Origin of the sequence: Marinitenerispora sediminis (genome assembly GCF_003336425.1) — a bacterium.
GTDB classification, from domain to species: Bacteria; Actinomycetota; Actinomycetes; order Streptosporangiales; family Streptosporangiaceae; genus Marinitenerispora; species Marinitenerispora sediminis.
The window spans coordinates 1-7,889 of sequence record NZ_QEIO01000192.1; the positions used below are offsets into that span (position 1 = coordinate 1).

The window sequence follows — 7,889 nt, forward strand, 5'->3', positions numbered from 1 at the left end:
GTGCGGGGGGCGGAGCGGGAGTCCCCGGCGTCCGCCGAGCAGGTGGGCCCGTGTGCCGCGAGGGCGACCGCCCCCGCGACGCGGCCACGCGCGAGGACGATCGGGGCGGGCGGTCGGCGGGGAAGGCCGGCGGACCGGCCGCGAGTCAGCTGGTCAGGGGTGAGTCGAGTGGTCGAAGGGATGCGCGGACGCCCCGCGGTGGGAGCCGCGGTGTCCCGGTGCGCGGAGTGCGGCGGATACGAGTACGGCGGGGCGCCCGCGTGCGCGACCTGCCGGGGGCTGGTGGACGGCCTCCTGGAGGAGGAGTGGCGGCGCCTGGTCGCGAGCTGGGAGGTGCCCGCGGAGGAGGAGGCGGCGGTCGCGGAGCTGATCGCCGACGAACCGGACCGCCACGACTGGCGGGTGGTGGACGCGGCCCTGGACCGGCTGGCGTGCCCCGCGTGCGGCGGCCGGCTCAGCCGCGGCCCGGTCGGCTGCGCCCCCTGCGATCTCGCGCACGGTTTCCGCTACGTGGCGATCGAGACCGACCGCCCGGGGGTCCCCTGGGGCAACGAGCACGCGATCCGGGTCAACGTCTCGGTCGTGCGCCGGCCGCACGTCACGTCGGAGAGCGAACTCCTCGTCCGCCGGCTGGTGCTCCCGGCGCTGCTGGTCGGCATGGTGCCGACCACCCGGCAGGCGCAGCGGGTGAGTGCCGCCGTCAAACAGGCGTCCCGCGCGCAGCGGGCGGCCCTCGCCGAGCGGGCGATCGAGGAACTCATGCGGGAGTGCTGACCGCGGCCCGTCCGGCGCCCGCGCAGCGGCGCCGCACCGCGATCCGCCCGGAAGGGCGAGGGGCCACGGCTGGCGCGCGCCGCAGTCCTCGGTCGGGCGCCGGTGGAGGCCGGGCAGCGAGGAGCCGTGCCGCGCACCCCCTCTGGGCGCGGTGCTACGGGCGACCTCCTGAGTAAATGTGGCGCCCGTCACATGTACGTGTGGTGTCCGGGTCCGCGCCGGCCGCGCAGAGCCGGTCCGCAGCGCCCGTTGCCGACCCGGCTCGCACCGAATGTGGCGCGTCCCTTCCGCTGGGTGACTGGACACATGGGGTAGACCTGGAATTCATGAACCCATGGAACATTGTTTACGATCGCCGGGGCGCGGGCACCCCGGTGGTGCTGCTCCATGGGCTCGGACACAGCCGGCGGGCGTGGGACCCGGTCGTGGACGCGCTCGCGGCCCGGCACGACGTCGTCTCCGTCGACCTCCCCGGCTTCGGCCAGTCCCCGTGGCCGGCGGCGGACGCCCCCTACGACATCCCCGCCCTGGTGCGGGCGGTCAGCGGGCTCTGCGACTACCTCGGCCTGCGCCGGCCGCACCTCGTGGGCAACTCGCTCGGCGGCGCCATCGCCCTGGAACTCGGTGCCCTCGGCGCGGCGGGGTCGGTCACCGCGTTCTCCCCGATCGGGTTCTCCCCGGCCGGCGAGACCTACGGCCGACGGCTGCTCGCCTTCGGCGCCGGGCTGGCGTCGCGCGTTCCGGAGCCGGTCCGGCTGGCCGCCGCCGACAGCCCGCCGGCCCGCGCCGTCGCCCGGCGCGTGCTGCGCGGAGCCGACGCCGATCCGGCCAGCGTGCGGGATCTGAGGTTCGACGCCACCATGCTCGCCCCGGGATCGCCGTTCCTGCGGCTGGCCGCGCACGTCGCCGGGTACGTCTACGCGGCCCCCGGACTCGCCTGTCCCGTGACCATCGGATGGGGCGACCTTGACCGGGTGCTGCCCGTCCGCGCCGCCCGCCGGGCCGGCGCCCGCATCCCGCACGCCCGCCACGTCAGGCTGCTCGGCTGCGGCCACGTCCCGATGTACGACAACCCGGTCACCGTCGGCGACACCATCCTGGACACCTGCCGGGCCGCCGAGGTGCCGGCGGGTGGCCTCGCGGTCGGCCTCTGAGCGGGTCCCGGCACGGCCCTGTCGTTCCTTCGCGCTACGTTCGCCTGCCATGACACAGCTGGAGACGACGCTGACGTCCGCGGACCCCGCGCGGCCGCGCCGCTACCGCGTCGCCCTCGACGGGCGCCGCCTGGTCCGCACGGCGTGGAGCGGGGGGAGGCGCCCCAGGGAGACGGTCACCGACCTCGCCGGGTCCGACCACGAAGCGGAGGCCGCGTTCGCCGCGGCCCGCGACCGCAAGATGCGCGAGGGGTTCTGCCGGGTCGGCGACGCCGCGAACCCGGGCCGCGGTGACACCGTGCTGGAGATGCTGGCGCCCAACCGGTGCCCGGCCGACGCCTTCGACCTGGCACCCGACGGCCGCACGCTGGTGCTCGGCACCATGCTGGACCAGGCCTACGGTGCGGAGATCCACCTGGTGGACGTCGCCACCGGACACCGCCGGCTGGTGCACGCCGAACCGGCCGCCGGGCAGCAGACCTTCGTGCACGCCGTGCGGTTCGACGCCGACGGCCGGCGGATCGTGTACGCCCTCAACGGCGAGACCCGGCTGCTGGACCCGGACACCGGAGCGACGCGGCTCCTCGCCAGCTACCGGCAGTACGAGGACGCGGCGTTCAACCCGTTCCGCGCGCGGCCCACGTGGGACGCGGCGCGGACCCGGCTGCTCGTGTTCGACGCCGGGGAGCGCGTCCGGATCCTGGACCGGGACGGGGCGGCGGTCTTCGAGACCGCGCGGCGGCCGCCGTTCGACTGCTGGGCGGGCGGACTGTCGCGGTCCGGGCGGCTGCTGGCCCTCTGCCACGCGCGCGGATCGCGCTACCAGCCGGAGGACCCGGAGACCGTCGAGGTGGACGTCTGGGACGTCGACACGGGCACGCTGCGGCACCGCATCCCGATGGGGCGCCGGCCGGCCCGGGTCGGATTCGATCCCTCGGAGACGCTGCTGGTGTGCAATCCGGACCACGCCGAGGGGCCGTGCGCGTTCGCGCTGGAGAGCGGGGCGCTCACCTGGTGGTTCCCCGACGAGATCCGGACCGACCGGTGGGCCGTGTGCTACGACTGGGAGTACTCGCCCGACGGGCGGATGCTCGCCGTCGGCCGCAGGGGGCGCGCGGAGGTGGTGGACGCCGCCACGCGGGAGCGGCTCCCCGCGTTCCTCCCGAACGACCGCGCGGCCGGCGGGACCGGCCGCACCTCCCGCGTGCGGTTCTCCGACGACGGTGCGCTGCTCGCGACCGGGGGCGACTCCGGGCGCCTCCTGGTCCGCGCGGCGTGAGCCGCCGCGGCCAGCCCCCGCGTTCCCGGCCGTCCGTGCCGGCTGGGACGCTGCCGCCATGAACGAGATCCCGCCGGAGAACTACGCGCCCCGCCTGGAGGGGGACACGCGCCCGCCGATCCCCCTGGTGGGCGACGAGCGGGAGATCCTCACCGCCGCGCTCGACTGGCAGCGCGCGACGTTCGAGCTCAAGTGCGCCGGCGTGCCGGCGCAACGCCTCTCCGAGAAGGGCGTCCCGCCGTCCGGGCTGAGTCTGCACGGCCTGCTCCGCCACCTCGCCGGGACGGAGCGGTGGTGGTTCCGCCAGCAGTTCGCCCAGGAGGACGTGCCGCATCTGTACTACTCCGACGACCGGCCGGACCAGGACTTCGAGGAGCTCGACGGCGACGTCGCGGAGGCGGTCGCGGCGTGGCGGGCGGAGTGCGGGCGCTCACGCGGGATCGTCGCCGCAGCGCCGTCCCTGGATGCCACCGGCGTGCAGCTCTCGACCGGGGAACCCGTCTCGCTGCGCCGCGTCCTGGTGCACATGATCGCCGAGTACGCCCGGCACAACGGGCACGCCGACCTGCTCCGCGAGCGCGCCGACGGCGCCACCGGGTACTAGCCGGGCCCGGTCCGGCGCGGCACGCCCGACGCAGCGCGGGGACCGCCTCCGTCGTGGGAGCGCCGCGAAGGACGCCGGCCCGGTTCCGGCGCGGTCCGTCGTGTGTCCGGATCAGCTCCGGGGGCCCAGCCCCGCCACGGTCAGCCGGAACAGCCGGTCGGCCTCGGCCGGCGGATCGGGGTGGTGCTCGGTGGCCAGGACGATGCCGACGACCAGGGTGATCAGATCGGCGACGGTGACGTCCTCCGCCGCCGCACCGTCCTGCACGGCGCGGCGGAGCAGGGGGGCGCCTGCCTCCTCCAGGGCCGCCGAGCAGGAGTTCTCGTACAGCGAGTCGGGGCTGGCTCCGTCGCGGGCCAGCGCGGCCGCCAGCCCCCGGGCGGAGGCGGAGTAGGCGACGACCTCCCCCAGCCATTCCAGCAGTGCGCCCCGGCTGTCGCCGCTGCCCGCCAGCTCCCGGGCGCGGGCGCACAGGGCCTCGATCTGCTGCCGGGAGACCGCCTCCAGCAGCGCGCGGCGGGTGGGGAAGTGCCGGCGCACGGTGGCCGATCCGACCCCCGCCGTGCGGGCGATCTGCTCCAGGGACGCGTCGGCGCCGTGCGCGGCGACCTCCTCCTCCGCCACGGCGAGGATGCGCGCGTAGTTGCGCCGGGCGTCCGCACGCTGGGCGGGCATGGCGTCACCTCACTCCTCTTCAGGGGTTGCTAAACGGCGGGGCCCTCCGTATCTTACCGAAGAAGAAACGGCGGGCCCCGCCGTTTATGTTCGGGCAGCACCCTGATGAGGAGCACCATGTCCACCGATTCCGCACCTGTCCTGGTCACCGGCGCCACCGGTAGGCAGGGCGGCGCCACCGCCCGCGCCCTGCTCGCGGCGGGCCTCCCCGTCCGCGCCCTGGTCCGCGATCCCGCCAGCGCCCGCGCCGCGGCCGTCGCGGCCCTCGGCGCCGAACTGGTCACCGGCGACCTCCACGATCGCGACTCCGTGACCCGGGCCGCGGAGGGCGCCCGCGCCGTCTTCTCCGTGCAGATGCCCGCCATGGCCGGGGACACCTACGACTTCGCCGGGGAGGTCACCCAGGGCGTCAACCTCATCGAGGGCGCGGCGGCCGCAGGGGTACCGCAGTTCGTGCACACCTCCGTCAGCGGCGCCGGCCAGCACACGGCGACTCCCGGCTGGGCCGAAGGCCGCTGGGCCTCGATGGAACCCACCCTCGGTGCCAAGAGCGCGATCCAGGACCGGCTCCGCGCGGCCGGCTTCCGCCACTGGACGCTGCTCAAGCCGGCGTTCTTCATGGAGAACTTCCTCCCGTCCATGGCGTTCCTCTTCCCGCGCGGGATCGAGGGCGGGCTGGTGAGCGTTCTCAAGCCCGGGACCCGGCTGTCCCTCGTCGCGGTGGCCGACATCGGCAGCGCGGCCGCCGCGGCCATCGCCGAACCGGAGCGGTTCAACGGGGTCGAGCTGGAACTGGCGGGGGACTACCTGCCGATGACGGAGATCGCCGAGGTCCTCTCGCGCGCCCTGGGGACCCCGCTGTCCGCCCCGGACATGACCGAGGAGGAGGCCCTCGCCGCGGGAATGCCGATGATGGGCGCCTCACACGAGTGGCTGAACGTGGCCGGCCAGCCGGCCCGCCCCGAGTACGCGCGGGACCTCGGCCTCCCCGTCACCGGTTTCGAGGAGTGGGCGCACAAGCACATGCGGGCCGCGGCCTGAGACGGAGCCGGGCCCGGTCCGGTTCCTCCCCCGATCGGGTCCGCCCGGTCCGGCGGCGGGGTGCGCCAGGAGCGGGAAGCTCCGGCCGGGGCCTGTTCGAGATGGCGGCCCGGCCGGGACACGTCCGGCCGCCCGCCGGGTCCCGGCCGCTGCCACCGGACTCCACCGGCGACCCGCCGATACCGGCCCGGGCAGCCCCGAGGCCGCCCGCCAGCGGGGGAGAGCGGCTCCGGCCGGCTCCCGGGTCCGTCCGCCAGGCCCACGCGAACAGCACCGAGCCCGCCACCCGGGCGGGGCGTCTCCGCCGCCGGGCGCCGCGTGCCGAGCGGCGGGGCAGCCCGGCACGCACCGGCTGCCCCGTCCGGGTCCGTCCCGAGGCGGACCCGGAGAATCCCGCCCCGGCCGGACGCGCCGGGCCCGGCGGCAGCGCGAGGATCACGGCATCACCGATCAGCCGGGAGATGACGCCCATGCCTCGCAGACCACTACTGGCAGTGCTCTCGACCGCTCTCGCCGCGGTACTCCTACCCGCGGCGGCCACCGCGGCGTCGGCGGCGGAGGCTCCGGAGCCGGCCGCGGACCGCGCGGCCCCCGGCCTGGACTGGGGCGCGTGCGAGGGGCTCGACGCGGACACGGGTATGGAGTGCGCCTCGCTGCGCGTCCCGGTCGACTGGGACCGGCCGCGCGGGCGGCAGATCACCCTGGTGCTGGGCCGGCTCCCCGCGACCGGGCAGGCGGAGGGGACCGTGCTCGTCAACCCGGGCGGGCCCATCGGCGCCGCGAACTGGTACCTCACCGAATACGGGGAGCCGTTCGCCGGCCTACGGGAGACGAGGGACATCGTCACCTGGGACCTGCGCGGCGGGCCGATGGGCGGCGGGATGAGCACGACGCTGGACTGCACGTGGACCTCCACCCGCCAACCGGAGGTGCCCCGCGACCAGGCCGCGTTCGCCGACCTCGCCGCCGCCAACCGCGCCGTGGCCGACGAGTGCCGGGACAACGATCCCGCCCTCTTCGACAACATGGACTCCGCCAGCCACGCCCGCGACATGGAGGCCATCCGCCGAGCGCTCGGCGAAGAGCGGCTCACCCTGCACATGACCTCCTACGGCGGGTTCCTCGGGCAGGCGTACGCGCGGCTGTTCCCGGACCGGGTCCGCACCCTGTACCTCGACGGGGTGCCGAACCACGACTCCGACGCCCTGTACGTGCAGATGGCCGCGGACGGGGAGGCGGCCTTCGACCGGTTCGTGGACTGGTGCGCGGCAGAGGAGGCGTGTGCGCTGCACGACCGGGACGTGCCCGACGCGTGGCAGGAACTCGTCGCGGCGGCCAACACCGAGCCGATCCCGCTCTCCGTCGCCGACGGCGCCTACACCGGTCGGCACCTGCAGGACGCCGCCTGGGGCGTCCTCGTCTCCGCGCGGCCCGGCGACGCGTGGCTGCGGCTGGCCGAGGCGGTCGTGGCGGCCGAGAACGGGGACGCGTCCGGGTTCGTGGCCGATCCGCGCAACCCCTATCCGTCGATCCCCGGCCCCGGGGTGGTGGAGTGCCTCGACCTGCCCCGGCCCCGCGACCACGCGGACCTCGCCGCGACCCTCGGGGAGATCCAGCGTGCCGCGCCCAACATGGGAGGCCGGCTCCAGGGGCTGGGAGGCGTCCTCAGCTGCGTGGGCTGGCCGACGCCGGTCACGAACCCGCCCGCACCGCTGCCGGAGGGGCTGCCGCCGCTGCTCGGAGTCGGTACGTGGATGGACGGCGCGTCCACCGAACGGGTCGTCCAGCAGGTGCCCGGGAGCGTCATGGTCCGGCGCGACGGGCCGGGGCACGGCCTGTACTGGAACGGCGACGCCTGCGTCGTGGAGCATGCGGACCGGTACCTGCTCACCGGGGAGCTGCCGCCGGCGGGCACCGAGTGCTGAGCGGCCGCGGCCGCGGAACCCTCCGGCGGCGGACGCGGCGGAGGGGGCCCGGCCGCGTCAGCGGCTGACCGGCGCCGTCGGGCCGCGTCCGGTCCGACCGGTCGCGGAACGGGCGCCGGGTGACGGGCCGGGACGCACCGCCGGAGCGCAGGTGGGCGCCGGCGGTGCGTCCCGGCCCGTCGGGCGGTCTCACCAACCGGCGGGCGTGAGGACGAGGGCCAGCACCACCATCAGCGCCATCACGGCGCCCATGGCCAGCGAGGCCCCGCACCCGTACCGGCCGGCCCGGGCGACCAGGGTGGTGACCGCCCACGCGATGGCGGCGAGCCCGGCCACCTCCCACAGGTCCCACGGCGGCTGGAAGGGCAGTGTCGTCGGTGTCTCGGGTCCCAGGGCGGGGGCGGGCCCCATGGTGCTCCTCCAGACCTCGGGGGCGG

8 protein-coding genes are annotated in these 7,889 nt (G+C 76.2%); 6 read left to right on the forward strand and 2 right to left on the reverse strand.

What is annotated here, in order from left to right:
- Positions 1 to 180 precede the first annotated feature (180 nt).
- The 4 genes from DEF28_RS24145 (at position 181) to DEF28_RS24160 (ending at position 3,811) form a co-directional block, all read left to right on the forward strand.
- Positions 181 to 774: a hypothetical protein gene (locus DEF28_RS24145; RefSeq protein ID WP_199493497.1), complete on the forward strand. Its 594-nt coding sequence runs from the start codon at positions 181 to 183 to the stop codon at positions 772 to 774.
- Between the two features lie 326 nt (positions 775 to 1,100).
- Positions 1,101 to 1,928: an alpha/beta fold hydrolase gene (locus DEF28_RS24150; RefSeq protein ID WP_114400418.1), complete on the forward strand. Its 828-nt coding sequence runs from the start codon at positions 1,101 to 1,103 to the stop codon at positions 1,926 to 1,928.
- A gap of 49 nt (positions 1,929 to 1,977) precedes the next feature.
- Positions 1,978 to 3,207 (forward strand): WD40 repeat domain-containing protein, encoded by a 1,230-nt coding sequence (locus DEF28_RS24155; protein ID WP_114400419.1) that lies wholly within the window; start codon positions 1,978 to 1,980, stop codon positions 3,205 to 3,207.
- A gap of 58 nt (positions 3,208 to 3,265) precedes the next feature.
- Complete coding sequence (locus DEF28_RS24160) at positions 3,266 to 3,811, forward strand: DinB family protein (protein WP_114400420.1); 546 nt, start codon at positions 3,266 to 3,268, stop codon at positions 3,809 to 3,811.
- Between the two features lie 111 nt (positions 3,812 to 3,922).
- Here DEF28_RS24160 and DEF28_RS24165 read toward each other — a convergent pair whose 3' ends face one another.
- Positions 3,923 to 4,486, reverse strand: a complete 564-nt coding sequence (locus tag DEF28_RS24165; protein ID WP_114400421.1) for a TetR/AcrR family transcriptional regulator — start codon at positions 4,484 to 4,486, stop codon at positions 3,923 to 3,925.
- Positions 4,487 to 4,603: 117 nt separating this feature from the next.
- On the opposite strand from DEF28_RS24165, the gene DEF28_RS24170 reads away from it, so the two are divergent.
- Positions 4,604 to 5,527: an NmrA family NAD(P)-binding protein gene (locus DEF28_RS24170; protein ID WP_114400422.1), complete on the forward strand. Its 924-nt coding sequence runs from the start codon at positions 4,604 to 4,606 to the stop codon at positions 5,525 to 5,527.
- Between the two features lie 470 nt (positions 5,528 to 5,997).
- Positions 5,998 to 7,452 carry an alpha/beta fold hydrolase gene (locus DEF28_RS24175; RefSeq protein ID WP_147280255.1) on the forward strand — a complete coding sequence of 485 codons (1,455 nt, stop codon included), beginning with the start codon at positions 5,998 to 6,000 and terminating at the stop codon, positions 7,450 to 7,452.
- A gap of 189 nt (positions 7,453 to 7,641) precedes the next feature.
- On the opposite strand, the gene DEF28_RS24180 is transcribed toward DEF28_RS24175, so the two are convergent.
- Positions 7,642 to 7,889: hypothetical protein (locus DEF28_RS24180; RefSeq protein ID WP_233515510.1), on the reverse strand; the 248-nt coding region annotated here is incomplete at its 5' end.